21 protein-coding genes are annotated in these 19,784 nt (G+C 59.1%); 4 read left to right on the top strand and 17 right to left on the bottom strand.

Annotated features, from left to right (window positions below; genetic code table 11):
• Positions 1–8: 8 nt before the first annotated feature.
• Positions 9–1,301 carry a nucleotide sugar dehydrogenase gene (locus tag KVY02_RS08465; RefSeq protein ID WP_100730665.1) on the bottom strand — a complete coding sequence of 431 codons (1,293 nt, stop codon included), beginning with the start codon at positions 1,299–1,301 and terminating at the stop codon, positions 9–11.
• 181 nt (positions 1,302–1,482) lie between these two features.
• Here KVY02_RS08465 and ubiG point away from each other — a divergent pair, with 181 nt between their 5' ends.
• Positions 1,483–2,226 (top strand): bifunctional 2-polyprenyl-6-hydroxyphenol methylase/3-demethylubiquinol 3-O-methyltransferase UbiG, encoded by a 744-nt coding sequence (gene ubiG, locus KVY02_RS08460; protein WP_218314967.1) that lies wholly within the window; start codon positions 1,483–1,485, stop codon positions 2,224–2,226.
• Positions 2,227–2,898: an HAD family hydrolase gene (locus KVY02_RS08455; protein WP_218314966.1), complete on the top strand. Its 672-nt coding sequence runs from the start codon at positions 2,227–2,229 to the stop codon at positions 2,896–2,898. It begins immediately after the preceding gene.
• A 54-nt stretch (positions 2,899–2,952) separates the two neighbouring features.
• On the opposite strand, the gene KVY02_RS08450 is transcribed toward KVY02_RS08455, so the two are convergent.
• The 13 genes from KVY02_RS08450 to KVY02_RS08390 all read right to left on the bottom strand — a co-directional run bounded on the left by KVY02_RS08450 (position 2,953) and on the right by KVY02_RS08390 (position 13,836).
• Positions 2,953–3,714: a YciK family oxidoreductase gene (locus KVY02_RS08450; protein ID WP_218314965.1), complete on the bottom strand. Its 762-nt coding sequence runs from the start codon at positions 3,712–3,714 to the stop codon at positions 2,953–2,955.
• 27 nt (positions 3,715–3,741) lie between these two features.
• Complete coding sequence (gene ybgF, locus KVY02_RS08445; protein ID WP_218314964.1) at positions 3,742–4,548, bottom strand: tol-pal system protein YbgF; 807 nt, start codon at positions 4,546–4,548, stop codon at positions 3,742–3,744.
• A 52-nt stretch (positions 4,549–4,600) separates the two neighbouring features.
• Positions 4,601–5,146, bottom strand: coding sequence for a peptidoglycan-associated lipoprotein Pal (pal, locus tag KVY02_RS08440; RefSeq protein WP_016913821.1), 546 nt, complete (start codon positions 5,144–5,146; stop codon positions 4,601–4,603).
• Positions 5,147–5,191: 45 nt separating this feature from the next.
• Entirely contained in the window at positions 5,192–6,478 is a 1,287-nt protein-coding gene (tolB, locus tag KVY02_RS08435; RefSeq protein ID WP_081135599.1) for a Tol-Pal system beta propeller repeat protein TolB, read from the bottom strand.
• Positions 6,478–7,614: a cell envelope integrity protein TolA gene (tolA, locus tag KVY02_RS08430; RefSeq protein ID WP_218314963.1), complete on the bottom strand. Its 1,137-nt coding sequence runs from the start codon at positions 7,612–7,614 to the stop codon at positions 6,478–6,480. Before tolA ends, tolB begins: the two co-directional genes overlap by 1 nt.
• Before the next feature lie 13 nt (positions 7,615–7,627).
• Positions 7,628–8,065 carry a protein TolR gene (gene tolR / locus KVY02_RS08425; protein WP_081135593.1) on the bottom strand — a complete coding sequence of 146 codons (438 nt, stop codon included), beginning with the start codon at positions 8,063–8,065 and terminating at the stop codon, positions 7,628–7,630.
• Positions 8,066–8,086: 21 nt separating this feature from the next.
• Entirely contained in the window at positions 8,087–8,764 is a 678-nt protein-coding gene (gene tolQ, locus KVY02_RS08420; RefSeq protein ID WP_256357594.1) for a protein TolQ, read from the bottom strand.
• Between the two features lie 110 nt (positions 8,765–8,874).
• Positions 8,875–9,276 (bottom strand): tol-pal system-associated acyl-CoA thioesterase, encoded by a 402-nt coding sequence (ybgC, locus tag KVY02_RS08415; protein ID WP_016913816.1) that lies wholly within the window; start codon positions 9,274–9,276, stop codon positions 8,875–8,877.
• Entirely contained in the window at positions 9,273–10,310 is a 1,038-nt protein-coding gene (gene ruvB, locus KVY02_RS08410; protein WP_016913815.1) for a Holliday junction branch migration DNA helicase RuvB, read from the bottom strand. Before ruvB ends, ybgC begins: the two co-directional genes overlap by 4 nt.
• A 79-nt stretch (positions 10,311–10,389) precedes the next feature.
• Positions 10,390–10,995: a Holliday junction branch migration protein RuvA gene (ruvA, locus tag KVY02_RS08405; protein WP_081135590.1), complete on the bottom strand. Its 606-nt coding sequence runs from the start codon at positions 10,993–10,995 to the stop codon at positions 10,390–10,392.
• A gap of 69 nt (positions 10,996–11,064) precedes the next feature.
• Positions 11,065–11,616, bottom strand: coding sequence for a crossover junction endodeoxyribonuclease RuvC (ruvC, locus tag KVY02_RS08400; protein ID WP_218314961.1), 552 nt, complete (start codon positions 11,614–11,616; stop codon positions 11,065–11,067).
• Positions 11,617–11,713: 97 nt separating this feature from the next.
• The gene (gene aspS / locus KVY02_RS08395; RefSeq protein WP_218314960.1) at positions 11,714–13,495 is read right to left on the bottom strand and encodes an aspartate--tRNA ligase; all 1,782 of its coding nucleotides are present in this window, start codon (positions 13,493–13,495) and stop codon (positions 11,714–11,716) included.
• A gap of 65 nt (positions 13,496–13,560) precedes the next feature.
• Complete coding sequence (locus KVY02_RS08390) at positions 13,561–13,836, bottom strand: FmdB family zinc ribbon protein (RefSeq protein ID WP_016913811.1); 276 nt, start codon at positions 13,834–13,836, stop codon at positions 13,561–13,563.
• A 199-nt stretch (positions 13,837–14,035) separates the two neighbouring features.
• On the opposite strand from KVY02_RS08390, the gene KVY02_RS08385 reads away from it, so the two are divergent.
• Positions 14,036–14,989 (top strand): D-2-hydroxyacid dehydrogenase, encoded by a 954-nt coding sequence (locus KVY02_RS08385; RefSeq protein WP_218314959.1) that lies wholly within the window; start codon positions 14,036–14,038, stop codon positions 14,987–14,989.
• Between the two features lie 149 nt (positions 14,990–15,138).
• On the opposite strand, the gene KVY02_RS08380 is transcribed toward KVY02_RS08385, so the two are convergent.
• Entirely contained in the window at positions 15,139–16,038 is a 900-nt protein-coding gene (locus KVY02_RS08380) for a YihY/virulence factor BrkB family protein (protein WP_016913808.1), read from the bottom strand.
• A gap of 178 nt (positions 16,039–16,216) precedes the next feature.
• On the opposite strand from KVY02_RS08380, the gene KVY02_RS08375 reads away from it, so the two are divergent.
• A complete protein-coding gene (locus KVY02_RS08375; protein WP_096923013.1) occupies positions 16,217–17,311 on the top strand; it encodes a bifunctional nicotinamide-nucleotide adenylyltransferase/Nudix hydroxylase in 1,095 nt (364 codons plus the stop codon).
• Here the strand turns inward: KVY02_RS08375 and KVY02_RS08370 are convergent.
• Together KVY02_RS08370 and cls are read right to left on the bottom strand one after the other, a co-directional pair.
• On the bottom strand, positions 17,308–18,225 hold the full coding sequence (locus tag KVY02_RS08370; protein ID WP_218314958.1) for a LysR substrate-binding domain-containing protein: 918 nt from the start codon (positions 18,223–18,225) through the stop codon (positions 17,308–17,310). The two genes, KVY02_RS08375 and KVY02_RS08370, sit on opposite strands and share 4 nt — an antisense overlap.
• A 51-nt stretch (positions 18,226–18,276) precedes the next feature.
• Entirely contained in the window at positions 18,277–19,695 is a 1,419-nt protein-coding gene (gene cls / locus KVY02_RS08365; RefSeq protein WP_218314957.1) for a cardiolipin synthase, read from the bottom strand.
• Between the last annotated feature and the right edge of the window lie 89 nt (positions 19,696–19,784).

Below are 19,784 nucleotides of genomic sequence, written 5' to 3'. Positions count from 1 at the left end.
GTTTTTCCTTAGGGCAATATCGGGTCGGCGCGGCGTCCAATTCCCCGGTAGTGTAGGCCACAGCTGGCGACAAAAGCAGGGTCGTAGATATTGCGGCCATCCAGTACCAGCTTTTCTCCCAGTAGCGTCGCCAGGCGATGCCAATCCGGGTTCCAGTAAGTCTTCCATTCAGTCACCAGCATCAAGGCATCTGCCCCTTGGCACGCAAGGTAAGGGTCTCCCTGAACAGGGATCAGATCATCCCGCTGGCCCACTACTTCATGCAAAGCTGGCAACGCGGCAGGGTCATGCAGCTTGACCGTCACGCCCTGCGCCCACAGGGCCTCTAACAGCGTGAGTACCGGGGCGTGGTCGATGCGTGCCGTTCCCGGCTTGAAGGCGGCCCCCCACACGGCAATCGTTTTACCCGCCAGGTTGCCGTCGAAAAACGTCCATAGCTTTCTGAACAGGGTCTCTTTTTTCTGCTCGTTGATATCCATGACCTGCTCCAGCAAAGCGGAGTAACGACCATGCGCCGATTGAATATCGGCCAGCCCCATCAGGTCACGGGAAAAATTGGGCCCACCAAAGCCACAGCCAGGATAAAGATACTCGAAACCGATCCGGCTATCCGCCCCCATCCCCTGTCGCACATGCTCCACATCCACGCCTAGCGTATCCGCCAGGCCAGCAATTTCGTTCATGTAGCTGATACGTGTCGCCAACATACCATTGATCGCCAGTTTGGTCAGTTCAGCCGCTCGACAGGGCATGCGCTGGAACACTTCACTACGGCGGTTGAAGGCGCGCAATAGCTCACGGGTGACCTGCTCACCGTGGGCATCGTCACAGCCCAGCAACCAACGCATCGGCCGTGTAAAAGCGGCCCACGCCCGCCCCTCCTCCAGGGTATCAGGCAGTGCCACACGGCTATGTTGACGGCCCATTAGCGCATGCAGGCGCTCCGTTTCACCCACAGGGAAGGTCGAGTTATTGATCAGCACTCCCCCATGATAACCGGCAAACAGCGGGCTACTGAGCAGTTGGCGCGCAGAATCACGCTGGCTGGGAGACAGTGCCAACCAGACCACATCGGGGGTATGAGATGTGTCAAGTGTTTCGATGACACGCAGTTGGCCCGACGCCAGGGCCTGTTCCAACTGCGCCATGAGCGAAGGCTCGCGGCGCAGCCAGTCGACCTGGGCCAACGATAACCATGGCATGTTTTCATGCAACAGCCAGTCCACCTGGTGTCCTACCCAAGCGAGTGCGGCAGCCGCCGTGGCAGCACTCAGTTCACTGCCGTGCAGTAATACCCGCATTCAAAGGCTCTCCATGGCAAACAACCGTCGATAAAATAGGGGGTTGGGCATCATGCCTTGCTCCTTTTCATGCGTTCCGCTCCGGGAGTGGTTAGAATACGTCCATACTCAACGATAGAGGGGTGATGGGCAAGGCATTGCCCTCCCCGCTTTATTGCCGACTTGCTCAGGGAGCCATACCATGCCATCGACTCTTCAGGATAGCACCACTGACCGCCTACAGGGCAACGTTGATGCGGCAGAAGTTGCCAAATTTGAAGCACTTGCCAGCCGCTGGTGGGACCCTCACAGTGAGTTCAAGCCACTGCATGACATCAACCCGTTACGGCTGGACTTCATTGATGCCCGTTCTGGCCTGGCAGGCAAACAGGTGTTGGACGTGGGCTGTGGTGGGGGCATTCTGAGCGAAGCCATGGCCCACCGAGGCGCCCGCGTGACCGGCATCGACATGGGCAAGGCCCCACTGGGGGTGGCCCGGTTGCACGCCGAGGAGAGCGGCGTCGAGATCGACTACCAACACATCAGCGTCGAAGCCCTGGCCGTCCAACAGCCGGGGACGTTCGATGTGGTCACCTGCATGGAAATGCTGGAGCACGTGCCTGATCCGGCTTCGATCATTCATGCCTGTAGCCAACTGGTGCGGCCAGGCGGCCACGTTTTCTTCTCTACGCTGAATCGCACGCCCAAATCCTACGCCTTCGCTATCGTCGGTGCCGAATATCTGCTCAAGCTGCTTCCCCGCGGCACCCACGATTACGCAAAATTCATTCGCCCGTCTGAAATGGCCCACTGGGCGCGTAGCGCCTCGCTGGAAGTGCGTGAGCAGAGCGGCTTGACCTATAGCCCGCTGACACGCCACTACCGCCTGGTGGCCCACGACGTATCGGTCAACTATATGATGCACTGCCGCAAGGTGAGCGAATAGATGTGCCGTTCAGCCCCCCATGCCGTTATCTTCGATCTGGATGGCACGCTGGTGGACACAGCGCCGGACCTGGCCGCCGCCACTAATGCCTTGAGAGCCCATCATGGCCTCGCGGCCCTGCCCTTCGAACAGATTCGCGGACAGGTCTCCAACGGTGGCAGCGCGCTGGTCACCCTGGCTCTGGGCCTCGAAAATGGCAGTGACGAGCATGAGCAGGCGCGCGACTTTCTACTCAATGCCTACGAGCAAAAAGTGGCCGTACACAGCCGCCTGTTTTCGCCGCTGGACGTGTGGCTGCATGCCTGGCAGGAAAGCGCTCGCCCTTGGGGGATCGTTACCAACAAGCCACGGCGTTATACCGTTCCGCTGTTGGATGCCTTGGCCCTTACCCCCGGCACACTGCTGTGTGCCGATGACTTGAGCGTCAAGAAGCCTGCGCCGGAACCCTTGTGGGAGGCCGCCAGACAGCTGGGAGTCGCGCCTGAGCGGTGCTGGTACATTGGCGATCATGTCAGGGACATGCAGGCCGCACGTGCTGCTGGCATGCTGGCCGTTGCGGTGGGCTATGGCTACATCAGCGAAGAGGACGACTACCAGCAGTGGCCTGCCGATGTCTGGTTTGCGACGTGCGAGGAGCTGGTGGCCGCACTAAACGACCACCGCTCCCCGTAATCTACCCAACGGCCCATGGGGCCGTTGGCGTGTTTCCTATCTCCTGCCGACGACTCAGCTGCGCGGCGGCTGGGCATCCCACTTCTGGCCGCTGACCCCTTTGCTGTCTGGGCCCATGAGCCATAGGTAAGTTGGCATGATCTCTTCCGGCGTGCGCAACGTTAGCGGGTCTTCGCCTGGATAGGCCGAACGCCGCATCTGAGTCCGAGTGGCACCAGGGTTGAGCGTATTCACCCGCACGTGCGGCTGATTCTCGAGCTCGTCTGCCAGCACCTCCATGAACCCTTCGGTGGCAAACTTGGAGACTGAGTAGGCGCCCCAGTAAGCACGGCCTTTACGTCCAACGCTGGAGGAAGTAAAGATCACCGACGCATCATCAGACGCCTGTAGCAGCGGCAACAGCGCCTGGGTCATCCAGATGGGGCCGTTGATGTTCACCTGCATGACCTGTTCCCACAGCTCGGGATTGTACTGGTCGAAGGGGGTGATACGGCCCAACAGCCCTGCATTGTGCAATAAGCCATCCAGCCGGCCGAACTCGTTGTTCAACGTCTCGGCCATGTCGTGGAAGTCTTTTAACGTAGCGCCTTCGAAGTTCAGCGGAAAAATGGCCGGCTGCGGGCCACCTTGCGCTTCGATTTCATCGTAAACGCGCTCCAGCTTGGCAATGGTACGACCAAGCAAAATCACGGTTGCCCCATGTTTGGCATACTCAAGCGCTGCAACGCGCCCTATGCCATCGCCCGCACCGGTTACCAACACGACGCGGTTTTCAAGCAAGCCAGGCGCTGGTTGATAGTCGACTTTGCAGTTCATGAGGATTCCTTGATCCAAGAAAGCCGATTAACCGGCTGATTGACGGAGAAAATCATTGGCAAGGCCAGCAGCACTGCTTTGCGGGTAGTCGTCACGCACTTGCTCCAACAGCTCACGACTGCGTGCCGCTTCCCCTTTGCGCGCCTTGACCAGTCCCAGCTTGTAAAGCGCATCAGGCACTTTGGAGCTGCCACTGTAGTGCTCGATGACACGTGTAAAGGCTTGATCTGCCGCGTCCAACTCACCTTCCGCCGCGTACAACTCGCCCAACCAGTAGTGGCCGTTGGCGGTCAGACTGCTGTCCGGGTGGTCGGCCACGAACGCTTCGAAAGCCGCAATGGCATCGCCGAACTGGCGCGCCTGCACGTGAGCAAAGGCGGCCTGATAATCGGCCTGAGCGTCGTCACTGACGTTGCGAGCAGAGGGAGCCTGGGCGACCTGCTCGGCGGCCTCGGGCTCGACCTGAGGCGTGGACTGCTCAATCTGGCTGGGGCCGCTACTCATCAGGCGGTCTTCGATATCCAGATACTGCTGCTGAGACTGCCTACGCAGCTGTTCCAACTGGTGGCGCAGCTCTTCGATCTGGCCTCGCAACTGCTGGATTTCCTGCTGGTGCTCTTGCACCTGATTGAACAGCACCAGATTGCCACCCGACGCTTCCTGACGCTGCGTCTGCTGGTAGAAACCCGAGGAACCGGAAGAGAGGTCTTGCACCAGCGGCTGTTGGGCAACGGCTGAAGCAGAGAGCAGGGATAAGGGCAATACGGACAGCGGGAGCACCAGGGCTCCCGCACCGCACAGCCTCTCAAAATAGCGTTTGAGACTGTGATTCATTGATAGCTCCGAAGGGCCATTGGCGTGCCTGATAACAGGCACGCCAACGCTATCAGTAGTTGAAGACTACGCGACGGTTCTGAGAGTAAGCGCTTTCGCTCTGACCGCTTACCGCCGGACGCTCTTCACCGTAGCTGACAACGCTCATCTGTGAAGGAGAAACGCCCTGAATGTTCAGGAAGCGCTGCACGGCTCCGGCACGACGCTCGCCGAGGGCCATGTTGTATTCACGTGTACCTCGCTCGTCGGTATGACCATGCAGAACGACGCGCGCGTTCGGGTTGGCACGCAGGTAGCGAGCGTGGGCCATGACGACCGACTCGTACTCGCTCTTGATGGTATCGCGGTCGAAGTCGAAATAGATGGTACGCACTTCAGGAATACGCGAGTCAGCTTGCTGGCCAGCACCCGCGCCCGAGCCAGTAGTAGAGCCATACTGACCACCCGCACCTGCACCCGAGGTGCCCGTGCCCACGCTGCTGCCAGTCTGGCTGCCGTAAGCGTCTCCGTCCTGGGATCCGCCGGTGCTGGAACAGCCAGCGATAACCACGATAGATAACGCTACTGCCAATGAGCGAGCCAACGGCTTAAGTTGCATAATCAGACTCCTTGCCTGAAAACAGAGATTAGTGCTGTTCATTCATTAATTTAAGAAAGGTGACCATGCAGGGTCACGTACTTCGCCTTGTGCTGCTGGCAGACGGAACGATGAACGGCCATCGGCTGACACGGCACTGAGCACACCCGCACCACCCTGCTGGGTAGCGAAGATTACCATGGTACCGTTCGGTGCAACACTAGGAGATTCATCTCTTGTTGATTCGCTCAACACCACTAAGCGACCACCCCCAAGATCCTGCTTGGCAACCTGATATCCCCGGCTCGAACGATGGATGAAGAAGATCTCTTCACCATCGGGAGAGAAGCGGGCACGGGCATTATAGTTACCTGTGAACGTAATGCGATTAGTTTCTCCACTGCCCAGCGAATATTGATAAATTTGCGGTCCACCGCTGCGGTCAGAAGTGAAAATCAGGCTGCGGCCATCGGGTGACCATGCGGGCTCGGTGTCGATACTGTTGCTTTGGGTGACACGCTCAACGGAGCGGTTGGCCACATCCAGAATGTAGATTTCCGGTTGACCATCCTTGGAGAGCGACATGGCAATGCGACGACCATCAGGTGACCAGGTTGGCGCGCCATTGATCCCGTCGAACGACGTCGCCTGGACACGTTGGCCGGTGGCCACGTCCTGAATGTAAATGGCCGCCTTGCCAGATTCGAAGGAGACATACGCCAACTTGCGGCCATCCGGGGACCATGCCGGCGACATGATCGGCTGGTCAGAGGTCAACACTTGCTGGCTTCTGCGACCATCGGCATCGGCCACGTACAGGCCGAACTGCATGTTATCGCCCACGCCCTGCGCCGTTACGTAGGCAATACGCGTGGAGAATGCACCACGAATATCGGTGATCGCTTCGAAGATCTCATCGCTGATATAGTGCGCCGCCCCACGCAGATCATTACTGTTGGCGGTGACGGTTTCGCGAAGAATTGACCGTTGACCGCTGATATCCATCAGGTCGAACTGCAGCTCATAGCCGCTGCCCGATTGGCGCGCCCGGCCTACCACCAGATAGCGAACATCCAGTGAACGCCAGGTACCGAACTGAACGTCGCTGGCCTGGCTGGGGCGCTCGAACATGGCACCACGGTCCAGCGGTGAAAAGAAGCCGCTGCGCTCAAGGTTGTCCTGAATGATCTGAGCCACGTCCTCGGGCAAGCCTTCGCCACCCTCGAACGGAACCACACCAATGGGCAGCGCACGGTCACTGCCACGGGTTATTTCAATGGTCAGGTTTGCGCTTGCCACACTGCTGATCAATAGCAGTACGCAAAAAAGCCACACTTTGCTCAACGTTTGCATCAGCGAACATCCCCCGGGGTAAATCGCAGATTAAATTGACGTAAATTGCGCTGCTGATCCGCTGGCAAGTCGCGTAACTCGCCAAACGGTGCTGCATGTTCGACCGCCTGCATCGCCGACCGGTCAAAGGCACTGTCACCACTTGAAGTGACCACCGATGTGGCTAGCAGTTCGCCCGATGGTCCAAGCCTTACCTGTATGGTAGCACTCATCGAGTTACTTGCTCCCGGCGGAATGACCCAGGCCTGCTCAACGGCTCGCCGCACGATATTAATAAAGCTGTTTGCCGCCTGCTGGGCCTGCTGAGCATTGGCGGCCGCTTCGGCTTCACCCGCCAACTGGCGCTGCATGGCCGCTTCTGCCGCTTCGGCAGCACGACGCTCCTCGGCTTCCCGTTGGCGCCGGGCCTCTGCTTCGGCTTCTCGCTGGCGCTGGGCTTCTGCCTCGGCTTCCCGTTGGCGTTGAGCCTCTGCTTCGGCTTCCCGCTGACGTTGAGCCTCTGCTTCAGCCTCCCGCTGGCGTTGGGCTTCTGCTTCAGCCTCCCGCTGGCGTTGGGCTTCTGCTTCGGCCTCCCGCTGGCGTTGGGCTTCTGCTTCAGCCTCCCGCTGGCGCTGGGCTTCTGCTTCGGCTTCTCGCTGCGCTTCCGCCTCGGCTTGGCGTTGAGCTTCTGCTTCTTCTCGGGCGCGCTGCTCAGCGGCCTGCTCTTCTGCTGCCCGCTGAGCTTCCTGTTCGCGTCGTTGGGCCTCTGCCTCCGCCTCCGCTTGGGCTTCGGCCAGCTCACGGGCCTGCTGCTCCGCACGGGCCGCCGCTTCCGCTTCTCGTTGTGCCGCCGCCGCAGCCTCTGCTTCCGCCGCCTGTTCTGCCTGGCTTGGCGACTCAGGCGCGGGTTCGCTCTCGGCAGGCTCGGCCGCACTGTTCAGCGCGGCCTGCTGCTCGGTGATTTGCTGCGCCTGATCGGTGAAGGTTTCCGTACTGACAAAAGTGGCCTGCACGATCGATGAGGAGTCGGGCTCTGCAGGCGTGCTGGGTAGCCGAATCAGCGTGAACGCAATCACGATGAGATGCACGCCAATCGCCAAGAGCGTCGGCAATGTATAGCCGACATCCTGGGGGTCGCGTGGTGGTTTCACTGCCATCGGTGACTCGCCCTTAGCCATCTTGCGGCGGCTCTGAGAGCAGCCCAACGTTCGCTACACCAGAGCGTTGCAGGGTGCTCATCAACATGACGACCTGGCCATAAGGCACGCTGCGGTCGCCGCGAACCATGACAGGTGTGCCGGGCCTACGCTGGAGAATGGCAATGACGCGTTCGGAAATCTGCTCCAGAGAGACATTGCTGGTGTCTTCACCCAGGGTAATGAAATAGCCGCCGTCACGATCCACCGAAATAATGATCGGATCACTATCTTCCTGAGTTTCAATAGGCTCCGAGGAGACCTGCGGCAAATCCACCTGCACCCCTTGTGTCAACATGGGGGCCGTGATCATGAAAATGACCAGCAGCACCAGCATGACGTCGATGAAGGGGACGACGTTGATCTCCCCCATGGGCTTTTTCTTGCCGCCGCGATTAAACGAACCTTGCATAACGAACTCCTTTAGCGGGCATCAGGCTTGCGGCTTGCCATCGCGGCCTTGCAAATTGCGATGCAGGATCGCGTGGAATTCTTCAGCAAAATTTTCGTACCTGCCCAGTAGGCGAGCGGCTTCGTTGGAAAGACGGTTATAGAAGATAACGGCAGGAATCGCTGCCAGAAGGCCCATGGCAGTAGCGATCAGGGCTTCGGCAATCCAGGGCGCCACGGTGGCCAGGGTGGCTTGCTGGGTCATGGAGAGCGACTGGAACGAACCCATGATGCCCCAGACCGTACCGAACAGGCCGATATAAGGGCTGACCGACGCCACGGTGGCCAGAAAAACCAGGTGCTGGGTAAGGCGGTCTTCTTCCCGGGACCAGGCAACGCGCATGCTGCGCTGGACGCCTTCGAGGATCGTGTCCGCGTTACGCGTCCTGGACATCAGGCGGTTGAATTCACGAAAGCCGGATTGGAAGATGTGCTCTGCGCCGTGACGTGGATCATCGGCGGGGATCTCACGGTACAGCTCATTGAGGTCGACACCCGACCAGAATGACTCTTCGAATTGATTGTACTCCTGCTTGGCACGACGCAATGCCATGCTGCGCTGGAAAATCACCACCCAAGAGAGGATCGACCCCACCACCAGCAGTAACATGACGAGCTGCACGACGGTGCTGGCACTCATTATCAAGTGGGGTATGGACATGGTGTTATCGTTCACAGTTGCCCTCTTCAATCTATTAGTGTCGCCATGGCGACAGGGTAGCGGTGGTCATTTCACCGGGTTTAGCATTACGAGATATCGCGGCCTGCGGACTAATGAGCCGACACAGAAAGATCGAGCGATACTGGCCACGCTTTGGGCCGTAAGGTATCAGCGCTCAAACAGGCTATCTCGACTGTGGCGGAGCACAAGAGTTCCTTGTCTCGCCACACCTGCTGCTCGAATGTCATTCGACAGCGGCCTTGATTGGCCATGGTGGCCGTTACGGTCAGCGCATCGTCGAGACGTGCTGGCTTGGCATAGCGGCAGGCAATGCGGTATACCACTAGCTGCGTCCCTTCGTCTAGCAGCGTTTGCTGATTCAAGCCCAATTCTCTCAACCATTCACTACGGGCGCGTTCCATAAACTTCAGATAGTTAACGTAGTAGACAATACCGCCCGCGTCAGTATCTTCGATATAAACGCGCACCGGCATGGCAAAACCATCGCTCATGGTCGCCGCTCCCCTTCTGCACTCATGGCGCTGTCGGGCACCACCCGCTCGAAGTGTTGCCACGCCTGGCGCGTCACGACCCGCCCCCGTGGTGTACGCATCATCAGGCCCTGCTGAATCAGATAAGGCTCGATGACGTCCTCGATGGTATCCCGCTCCTCGCCAATCGCGGCGGAGAGGGAGTCGACCCCGACCGGCCCACCGTCGAACTTGTCGATCATGGCCAGTAGCAAGCGACGATCCATATGGTCCAGGCCATGATGGTCGACGTTAAGCATGTTCAGGGCCGCATCGGCGAGCGTTACATCGACCACCCCGTTGCCCTTGATCTCGGCATAGTCACGTACGCGACGCAGCAGGCGATTGGCAATGCGAGGCGTTCCCCGCGAGCGGCGGGCAACCTCCACCGCACCTTCTCGACTGGTTTCCACGCCTAGCAGGCGTGCCGAACGAGCGACGATTTCCGTTAGCTCTTCAAGATTGTAGAACTCGAGACGCTGGACGATACCGAAGCGATCGCGCAGCGGCGAGGTCAGCAACCCTGCTCGCGTGGTCGCCCCCACCAGGGTAAAGCGCGGCAGGTCGAGCTTGATGGAGCGCGCCGCAGGCCCTTCACCAATCATGATGTCGAGCTGAAAGTCTTCCATGGCGGGATAGAGGACCTCTTCCACCACGGGGGATAGGCGGTGTATCTCATCGATGAACAGAACGTCACCCGGTTCCAGGTTGGTCAGCATCGCCGCCAGATCCCCGGCCCGCTCGAGCACCGGGCCAGAGGTCGACTTCAGCCCAACGCCCATTTCAGTAGCAATGATATTGGCCAGCGTCGTTTTGCCCAGGCCTGGTGGGCCAAACACCAAAGTGTGGTCGAGGCTCTCTTCCCGCAGTCTGGCCGCACCAATAAAGATTTCCAGCTGTTCGCGGACTCGGGGCTGGCCAATGTAGTCCTGCAGGCGCTTGGGACGAATGGCGTGATCGATGCGCACTTCCCCATGCTCCGGTTCAGCGGCAATCAATCGGTCATGTTCTAGCATGGCAACTCTTCTACTGGGTCTGATCAACGCCGGCGCTCAACGACATCCGGCACGCTGCTGATTACCACATGGAGCCTGTTTAGCCGCTCATGCGCTGAGTCAACGCCGCCTTGATCAACGCTTCGGTGGATTGATTGGGATCTACATCGGCCAGCATTTTAGCGGCTTCCGTCAGCTTGTAACCAAGGCTGACCAGCGCTGCTTCGGCATCGGCCAGGCTGTCGCGCGGGGCTGGGCGACCGCTGGTCGCCTCCAAGGCCAGAGGGGCATGGCGCTGTTCCCAATCGGGAAAGCGATCGCGCATTTCGATGATCAGCCGTTCGGCCGTCTTCTTGCCCACGCCCGGCAAACGGGTCAGTGCCTTACTGTCATCGTCGCGCACGCAGCGCATGAAGGCGTCTTCATCCATGCCCGATAGAATCGCCAGCGCCAGTTTGGGGCCTACACCGCTGACCTTGATCAAGGCGCGAAACAGCGCACGCTCATGCTCACGGCCAAAGCCATACAGCAAATGAGCATCGTCGCGAATGCTCAAGTGCGTGTATAACGAAACGTTTTCGCCAGGTGCAGGCAGCGCCACCAGCGTGTTCATGGAGGCTTCCAGTTCGTAGCCTACGCCATGGACATCCACCACGATCCAGGGCGGATGCTTTTCGACCAATAAACCAGTTAACCGACCAATCATAGGAGTGCTCGCGGGTAGTGAAAACGGTAAGCCACTATAAAGCGACTCTGTACAGATGACCAGTAACGACTACAGCCGCCAACGCCCCGTGGAGCGACGCTTGCCCTGTTTGGCCGCGGCTGGCACTCGCCCGCTTCCCGTGAAGGCGTGGGTCAAGGCAATGGCCAACGCATCGGCCGCATCGGCTTGAGGCGTGGCAGCCAGCTGCAGCAACGTCGTCACCATGTGCTGCACCTGTGTTTTCTCGGCACCACCATGCCCCGTGACGGCCTGCTTGATATGTCGAGCCGCATACTCGGAAATACTCAGTCCATGGTTGGCCAGGCATACCAGCGCGGCGCCGCGGGCTTGCCCCAGCTTTAGCGCCGAGTCGGCATTCTTGGCCATGAACACACGCTCTACCGCCACCGCTTCAGGCCGATACAGGCCGATCACCTCACTCAGTCCCGCATAGATTTGCGCCAAGCGCTGCTCCAGCGCCCCATCAGAGGTACGGATACAGCCGCTGGCCACATAGCGAGGCTTCATGCCTTTCAGATCAATGATGCCGTAGCCGGTAATCCGTGACCCAGGGTCGATACCCATGATCCGCACGGCTGCTGCGGACTGATTTCCTTCCATGCACTGACTCCTGGTAACGCATGACCCTAGCGTGACACATAACAAAACACCGACGCAGAGCGTCGGTGTTGACTACCACTGGCAAACAATAAAGAGACTATTCGCCCGCTGTCTCCGCCTTGGCCTTTTGGCGCAGGCGAATGCTCAGCTCCTTGAGCTGCTCTGGGCTGACTTCGCCGGGGGCATCGGTCATCAAGCAGCCCGCGCTTTGCGTTTTCGGGAAGGCGATGACTTCACGGATGGTTTTGGCACCGACCATCAGCATGACCAGGCGGTCCAGGCCGAAGGCCAAACCACCATGGGGCGGCGCCCCGTACTGCAAGGCATCCAGCAGGAAGCCAAACTTCTCCTGCGCTTCCTCATGGCCAATCCCCAAAATGTCGAACACGGTGCTCTGCATGGACTGATCGTGGATACGAATGGAGCCACCGCCCAGCTCGGTACCGTTCAGCACCATGTCGTAAGCACGCGATAGCGCGGCGGCCGGGTTGGCCTTGAGCTCTTCCGGCGTGCAGGAAGGCGCCGTGAAGGGATGGTGCAGCGGGCTCAGGCGGCCTTGATCATCGGCTTCGAACATCGGGAAGTCGACCACCCACAGCGGCGCCCAGGGCTGGGTATACATGGCCAGATCAGCGCCCAGCTTGACACGCAGTGCGCCGATGGCTTCGTTGACGATGCTCGTTTTGTCGGCACCGAAGAAGATGATGTCGCCATCTTCGGCACCCACGCGATCGAGCAGTTCCTCGACGACGCTCTCCATGAACTTGACGATGGGCGACTGCAGGCCCTCCAGCCCCTTGGCGCGCTCGTTGACCTTGATCCAGGCCAGCCCCTTGGCGCCGTAGATACCAACGAATTTGGTGTATTCATCGATCTCTTTGCGCGACAGCTTGGCGCCACCCGGCACACGTAAGGCAGCTACACGGCCATCTTCCGCGCTGGCAGGGCCAGAGAATACCTTGAAATCCACCTGCTGCATCAGGTCATCGACATCCGTCAGCTCCAACGGAATACGCAGGTCCGGTTTGTCGGAGCCGAAACGATCCATGGCTTCCTGCCAGGTCATGCGCGGGAACTCAGGCAGCTCGACATCCAGCACTTCCTGGAACAGCTGGCGGATCATGGCTTCGGTAATGCCCATGATATCGTTTTCCTCGACGAACGAGGCCTCGATATCGATCTGGGTAAACTCTGGCTGACGGTCGGCACGCAGGTCTTCGTCACGGAAGCACTTGGCAATCTGGTAGTAGCGGTCAAAGCCCGCCACCATCAGCAGTTGCTTGAACAGCTGCGGCGACTGCGGCAGTGCAAAAAAGCTACCCGCATGGGTACGGCTCGGCACCAGGTAATCACGCGCACCCTCCGGCGTTGCCCGGGTCAGGATGGGCGTTTCGATGTCCAGAAACCCTTGGCCTTCGAGGAATGCACGAACGCTGTGTGAAATACGCGAGCGCAGACGCAGCTTCTCGATCATGTCCGGGCGGCGCAGGTCGATGTAACGATGCTTCAAACGCACCTCTTCACCCACCTTGCCATGCTCGTCCAGCTGGAAAGGCGGCGTGAGAGCGGTGTTGAGCACCTCGACTTCCTTGGCCAGCACTTCGATCATGCCCGTCGGCATGCTGGGGTTCTGAGTGCCTTCGGGACGCAGGCGAACACGCCCTGTAATACGCAGAACATATTCACTGCGCGCACGGTCGGCATTAGCAAACGCCTCGGCGGTATCGGGGTCGACGACGAATTGCGCAATCCCATCGCGGTCGCGCATGTCGAGAAAGATAACCCCACCGTGATCACGACGGCGATGTACCCAACCGCAGACGGTGACCGTTTGATCCACCAATGTTTCGTTCAGCTGGCCGCAATAATGGCTGCGCATGTCTCTTCCTGTTCTGTTGCGTGACTATGTAAGGGGTCGCCAACTACCTCGGCTGACCGCCGCGGCTAAGCCGCGGCGCCTTTGCTGGGGGATGGCGTGCTGGTGTCGCTGGACGAAGAGCCAGCCGAGCCACCGCCAGCAGCAAGGTTCTTTTTGCTACCGGTTTTGAAATCGGTTTCGTACCAGCCGCCACCGGCCAGACGAAAGCCTGCCGCAGACACCAGCCGTTCGAGGTCATCCTGCTGGCAAGCGGGGCATTGAGTCAGCGGATCAGCGCTGACCTTCTGTAGTTTTTCCATGCGATGGCCGCAGGCCTTGCACTCGTACTCATAGATAGGCATGTTGAGGGCTCCTGAAAAGCACAACGTCAACAGACTGATATTTACAGAAAAGTGGCGAACGACTAGGCCGCCGAGCTGACAATATGTGGCCTGCTGGGATAAATTCCAAGACTGCGGTTGATAGCGCGAACATTATACCCTTTTGTGCCCCCTGCCGGGCAAGACCAAGCGCCACTTGGCAGCCAATGGAGAAAACAACATGCCTCATGCGGTAATGCTGGATGCAGAAAGCCTGGGCCCCCATATCGACCTGACGCCGATTCGTGAGGCCGTCGATCACCTGGAAACCTATCAACAAAGCACCCCGGAGCAGGCACGCGAGCGCCTGAAGAACGCGGATATCGCCATCGTCAACAAGGTCACACTGGACGCCGACACGTTGTCGCAGTTGCCTTCGCTACGGCTGATCTGTGTCCTGGCCACGGGATTGAACAATATCGATCTTGACGCAGCCAAGGCGCATGGCATCGTCGTCAAGAACGTCTCCGCCTACGGCACGGCCAGTGTCTCTCAGCACACGCTGATGCTGATGCTGTCGCTGGCCAATCGCCTGTCGCGCTATCAGGCAGATATCGCCGCAGGAGCTTGGCAGAAAAGTGATTTCTTCTGCCTTCAGAACCACCCGACGCTGCAGCTGGCTGGCAAGCAACTGGTCATGGTAGGCAGTGGCGAGCTGGGCTCGGAAGTCGCTCGTCTGGCCGAGGCTTTCGGCATGCAGGTGACCTTCGCCGCGCGGCCTGGCAACGAAGCCGCCGATAAGCGCCCGGCCCTGGACGACCTGCTGCCCCACGCCGATGTCATTAGCCTGCACTGCCCTCTGAACGACGATACACGACACTTGATCAATCAAACGCGTTTGGCCAAGGCCAAGCCTTCACTGCTGCTGGTCAACTGCGCGCGCGGCGGTATCATCGACGAAGAGGCCGCTCTGGAGGCGTTGCGCAAAGGAGCGCTGGGCGGGCTGGCCGTTGACGTGCTACCCGCTGAACCACCCCGCCAGGGGCATGCGTTGCTGGATGCCCTGGCAGCAGGAGAGCCGCTCAACTTGATCGTTACGCCGCACAACGCCTGGATCACCCCCGAAGCGCGCCAGAACATCGTCTTGCTGACCGCAAAAAACATCACTGACTGGCAGGCAAAGCAGACCGTATGACGCGGTGACACGCTAAAACGTCGCAAAATGGCCGGGGGCGTGATGTAGGGCCAGGGGCTCCATTGATACGTGGGCCATCCTGGCCCCTTGAACCTTCCCAGGCACCATTCCACGCTGACAGCACTGCGACAATGGCAATCTCCTGCTCATCAAAGCAGTTCCTGGCGTACCAATACGGCGCTGTTGCGGGGCACCAGTGGGCGCCCCCGGCGCAGCAGCAGCGAACGGGTAAACGACGCACCGAACAACAGTATCAATGAACTGTAGTACACCCATAACAGGATCATCACCACCGATCCCGCGGCACCATAGGTAGATGCGGTGGCCGTATAGGCCAGATAGATGGCGATCAGGCTACGGCCTATCGTAAACAGAATCGCCGTTACCAGCGCGCCGATCAGCACGTCCTGCCAGCGTAACACCACATCGGGCAGCACTTTGAAGATAGTGGCAAACAGCAAGGTCACCATGGCCAGCGAGATGAGCGACTCGGCAGTGGTGGTGACAATGGTCGCGATGGGCAGCAGGTCACTGGTGGCGTGCAGCATGCTGCGCAGGAAGACGCCCAGCACCAGAGAAACGAGCAGAATGAAGCCAATCGACAATACGACGGTCAGCGACAGCAGGCGCGTCTTGATGAAAATGAAGGCGCTGTTGCTGGTAGGCTTGGCCGTGACGCCCCAGATGGTGTTGAGCGAAAACTGCATCTGAGCAAAGACCGTGGTGGCACCCACCAGCAGTGCAACCACCCCTAAAACAGTAGGCAGCAGCCCGGACTCTTCGATACGCGACTGGGCAACCGCCTGTTCCACCGCCTGGGCCGCTTCGGCCCCTAACGTGCCTTGAAGCTGCGCCACGATTTGCCCTTGAGCAGCATCTTCCCCCAGCACCACCCCGATCACGGTGACCGCAATAATGATCGTCGGAGCCAGCGAAAAAAGCGTATAGAACGCCAGCGAACCAGCGTAGCTGAAGGCATTACGCTCCAACCATAGCGAGACTGCATCTTGTACCACGTTCCACCAGAAAACGAGCGTGCGCTTCAGCATAGTTATTCCCTTTAAAACCATTCCCAGCGTCCTTTTTTATAACGCCACTATTGCTATCAGTAGGTAAGCATACCGAATGAAACCGTTGAGCGCAGGGTTTGGTGCATTGCACAGCGTTAGCGCTCTGACCATAATGGCCTCGCTTGACGACCAACTGATCAGCGAACAAGGACACCCCATGACATTGGATGCGGCCCCCACGACATCGACCCACGAATTCGACTGCCTGGTATTCATCGGTCGTTTTCAGCCGCCGCACCTGGGCCATTTGGCCATCATCCGCGAAGCCCTCAAACAGGCACGTCAGGTCATCGTCATGGTCGGCTCTTCGTGGCAAGCGCGCTCCTTGCGTAACCCTTGGCACTTCAATGAGCGTCAGGCCATGATCCGCTCGGCGTTCGACGAGGCCGAGAACCGCCGCCTGGAAATTACCCCACTGCTGGACGCTCTTTATAATGACGATGTCTGGGTACGGGATGTACAGCGCAAAGTGCGTGACCTGGCCACTCCAGCCAACGTGCGCCTGCCACGTATCGGCCTGATCGGAGCCAGTCGAGGCCAATCCAGCTACTATCTTTCGCTGTTTCCTCAGTGGGAGTCGGTTAGCGTTCCGCTGGTGGAGGGAATTTCAGCAAGTCAGATTCGTGAGCGTCTATTTCGCTCACCGGACGCCACCGGCGACTATCTAAGCACCGGAGCGTTTCACGACCTCCCCCCCGGAGTGGTCAAAAGCGTGGGGCAGTTCTGCAAGGGCGACGCCTATCATCAACTGCTGGAGGAGCAGCACTTGCTGGACCAGTATCGCCAGGCATGGGCCAAGGCTCCCTACCCGCCCATTTTCGTCACGGTGAATGCCGTGGTGGTACAATCCGGCCATGTGTTGTTGGTCAAGCGTACCGCCGCCCCGGGCAAGGGGCTGTTTGCCCTGCCCGGCGGCTTCATCAATCCCCACGAACGCCTGCTGGATGCCTGCCTGCGCGAGCTGCGCGAACGCCTGCGGCTCAAGGTGCCGGAGCCGGTGCTGAAAGGGTCGCTACGCGGCCAGCGTTTGTTCGATGAGCCCCATCGCAGCTGGCGCGGGCGCACGCTGGCCGAAGCCTTCTACTTTGCGCTGACTCCCGACCAACAGCTACCTCGCTTGAAGCCGGTCAAAGGCGGCGAGCATGCCCGATGGGTGGCGCTGGCCGACCTGGAGCCAGAAAGCCTGTTTGAGGATCACTTCTTCATCATTCAAAACTTTCTAGGGCTACCGGCCAACCTGGGCGGCGTTTAGCCCTGCAGAAAATCGCGCGGCAGCTTCATCATTTGCCGCCAGAGGCGCTCTACCCCGGGCTTGTGCACCAGCGAGCAACGATACAAACGGATTTCCAGAGGAATATCCCACCCCTCATCTCCTGCCCGAACCAGCCGGCCGCTCTTCAACTCTTCACGAATGCAGAAGTCGGGAATCCAGGCCACGCCGACCCCTTGCAAGACCATGCCCTTCAGGCCCTCGGCCATGGCGGTTTCGTACACGGTGCGTAGCTTCATGCGTAGCGGATCGTTCTTCAGCAGCATGCGCACACTGCGACCGAGGAAAGCACCCTGCGTATAGGCCAGGTAGGGGATCGACTGGTCACGCTGTAGTGAAAAGAGCGGCTTGCCGTGCTCATCCGGGAGTGACACCGGCAACATCTTGACCTTGCCAATCGAAAACGAGGGGAACACTTCGGCGTCCAGCTGCATGGTGGCAAACGGGTCGTAATAAGCCAGCATGAGGTCACAGTTGCCCTCCCGCAGAACGTGAATCGCCTCACCCACATTCATGGCCACCAAGCGCGTCGGCAGTTCGCCCAATCCCTTCTGCAGCCGAGATATCCAGGGCGGATAAAAGCTCAGTGCCAGGGAGTGAGCGGCCACGATATCCAGCGCCTCGTTGGCAATCGAAAGGCCACGCAAATGGCTGAGTGATTCATTGAGTTGCTCTACCAGGTTGCGCGCAGTGACCAAAAAAAGCTGGCCTTCCGAGGTGAGCCCTATGGGTGTCGTCGAGCGGTCCACCAGGGTGACGCCCACCGCTTGTTCCAGCGCCCTGATGCGACGACTAAAGGCAGGTTGGGTCACATGGCGCTGCCTGGCAGACGCGGAAAAACTGCGCGTGTTGGCCAGTGCCACAAAATCCTCTAACCATTTTGTTTCAAGATTCACCCAACACTCCCTTTGTTTATTGGTTCTTTGTGATCGCGGCTGGCCCAGCGGCTACTGGACGGGTGACATCAGGTACGCGGCGCGGGATACGACTTTTTTCCACATCGGGCGCTGGCTGACTTCATCGAGGGTGACGCGCCGACACTGAGCAAAATCGGCTTCCAGCATCTCGGCCACTTGCTGAGTAAAATCTGCACTGGGTATGAAGGCGGTAATCTCGAAGTTCAACCTGAACGAGCGATTGTCAAGATTGACCGTACCGACGGCAGATGAGCTGTTGTCGATAAGCATGACTTTTTGGTGTAGAAAGCCAGGCTGATAACGGTATATTTTAACACCTGCCTTGAGCATCTCTGGCAAAAACGAGAACGCCGACAGGAAGACCAGCAAGTGATCCGGGCGCTCCGGGATCATCACACGCACATCCACACCGCGCATGGCCGCCAGGCGCAGCGAGTCTTGTACGCCTTGGTCCGGCACGAAATACGGGCTGGTGACCCAAAAACGTTCGTTGGCACTGTGGATCAGCTGCTGCACCAGCAACCCTGCGGTATCCTGCTTGTCAGCAGGCCCTGACGGCACGATGACGACCTGCTGGTCATGCCCCGCAGCGGGTGAGGCATGCCAATTCAGCGTGATCACCTCTCCCGTGGCCCAGTGCCAATCCTCCCAGAAAGCCTCCTGAAGACCGAGCACGCTAGGGCCGTTCAACAGCAGATGGGTATCACGCCAGGGGCCGTGCTTCTTGCTCTGCCCCAGGTACTCTGTGCCAACATTGAAACCGCCTACCCACCCTTGCTCCCCATCCACCACGGCAATCTTGCGGTGATTACGGAAGTTGAGCTGGAAGCGGTGCTTGATGCCGCGCGACGATCGAAACGGGGTCACTTCGACACCTGCCTGCTTCAGCTCTTTGAAATAACCGTCTCGCAGTTTGCGGCTGCCAATTTCATCGTAGAGAAAATAGACACGCACACCACGTTTTGCCGCGCTCACGAGATGCTGCTGCAGCTCACGTCCCAGTGCGTCATCCCTCACGATGAAGAATTGCAGCAGCAGGTAGTGCTGAGCCTGTGCAATACCTTCAAACAGACTGTCGAACGTCGCCTGCCCATCGATCAACAGCTGCGGGTGATTGCCTCGGGTCAGGGGCATCATGGCCAACTGCTCCACCGCCTTGATGTCGGTATTGGTGGACTCGACCACATGGGGTTTGATGTTATGACGATAGCGTACCAATACTCTGCGCAGCACCGTATCCTTGGCACCCCGGGCCGTTACATAACCATAAAAGCGGGGGCGCCCAAAAAACCAGTAGGCGGGTAAAGCGATATAGGGAAAGGTCAGCAGTGAAATGATCCACGCGACGGCACCCTGGGGTGTCCGACTGGACATCAACGCCATTACTGCCGAGACCATCCCCAGAACGTGGATCATCATGAACGCCGTGCCTAGCAGCCATGAGGCCATTAACGCTTCCTCGTCATCGTCGGAACACCTACGGTTTACTGCGCCTGAATTTTTTCAACTTTTCCATCGTGACCATGCGGAAAAGCCCC

The organism is Halomonas sp. 18071143 (genome assembly GCF_019211725.1).
GTDB classification, from domain to species: domain Bacteria; phylum Pseudomonadota; class Gammaproteobacteria; order Pseudomonadales; family Halomonadaceae; genus Vreelandella; species Vreelandella stevensii.
This window is presented reverse-complemented; position numbering and strand designations above follow the sequence as displayed.

Bases quoted from the DNA above. Each gene is read 5' to 3' on its own strand.
- KVY02_RS08385 (WP_218314959.1), top strand. From the start codon at position 14,036: ATGCCTCATGCGGTAATGCTGGATGCAGAAAGCCTGGGCCCCCATATC.
- aspS (WP_218314960.1), bottom strand. From the start codon at position 13,495: ATGCGCAGCCATTATTGCGGCCAGCTGAACGAAACATTGGTGGATCAA.
- ybgF (WP_218314964.1), bottom strand. From the start codon at position 4,548: ATGAATCACAGTCTCAAACGCTATTTTGAGAGGCTGTGCGGTGCGGGA.
- KVY02_RS08450 (WP_218314965.1), bottom strand. From the start codon at position 3,714: ATGAACTGCAAAGTCGACTATCAACCAGCGCCTGGCTTGCTTGAAAAC.
- KVY02_RS08465 (WP_100730665.1), bottom strand. From the start codon at position 1,301: ATGCGGGTATTACTGCACGGCAGTGAACTGAGTGCTGCCACGGCGGCT.
- pal (WP_016913821.1), bottom strand. From the start codon at position 5,146: ATGCAACTTAAGCCGTTGGCTCGCTCATTGGCAGTAGCGTTATCTATC.
- ybgC (WP_016913816.1), bottom strand. From the start codon at position 9,276: ATGAGCGATGGTTTTGCCATGCCGGTGCGCGTTTATATCGAAGATACT.
- KVY02_RS08455 (WP_218314966.1), top strand. From the start codon at position 2,227: ATGTGCCGTTCAGCCCCCCATGCCGTTATCTTCGATCTGGATGGCACG.
- ruvC (WP_218314961.1), bottom strand. From the start codon at position 11,616: ATGGAAGGAAATCAGTCCGCAGCAGCCGTGCGGATCATGGGTATCGAC.
- ubiG (WP_218314967.1), top strand. From the start codon at position 1,483: ATGCCATCGACTCTTCAGGATAGCACCACTGACCGCCTACAGGGCAAC.
- tolA (WP_218314963.1), bottom strand. From the start codon at position 7,614: ATGGCAGTGAAACCACCACGCGACCCCCAGGATGTCGGCTATACATTG.
- ruvB (WP_016913815.1), bottom strand. From the start codon at position 10,310: ATGCTAGAACATGACCGATTGATTGCCGCTGAACCGGAGCATGGGGAA.
- cls (WP_218314957.1), bottom strand. From the start codon at position 19,695: ATGGCCTCATGGCTGCTAGGCACGGCGTTCATGATGATCCACGTTCTG.
- tolQ (WP_256357594.1), bottom strand. From the start codon at position 8,764: ATGTCCATACCCCACTTGATAATGAGTGCCAGCACCGTCGTGCAGCTC.
- tolB (WP_081135599.1), bottom strand. From the start codon at position 6,478: ATGCAAACGTTGAGCAAAGTGTGGCTTTTTTGCGTACTGCTATTGATC.
- KVY02_RS08380 (WP_016913808.1), bottom strand. From the start codon at position 16,038: ATGCTGAAGCGCACGCTCGTTTTCTGGTGGAACGTGGTACAAGATGCA.
- ruvA (WP_081135590.1), bottom strand. From the start codon at position 10,995: ATGATTGGTCGGTTAACTGGTTTATTGGTCGAAAAGCATCCGCCCTGG.
- KVY02_RS08390 (WP_016913811.1), bottom strand. From the start codon at position 13,836: ATGCCTATCTATGAGTACGAGTGCAAGGCCTGCGGCCATCGCATGGAA.
- tolR (WP_081135593.1), bottom strand. From the start codon at position 8,065: ATGCAAGGTTCGTTTAATCGCGGCGGCAAGAAAAAGCCCATGGGGGAG.
- KVY02_RS08375 (WP_096923013.1), top strand. From the start codon at position 16,217: ATGACATTGGATGCGGCCCCCACGACATCGACCCACGAATTCGACTGC.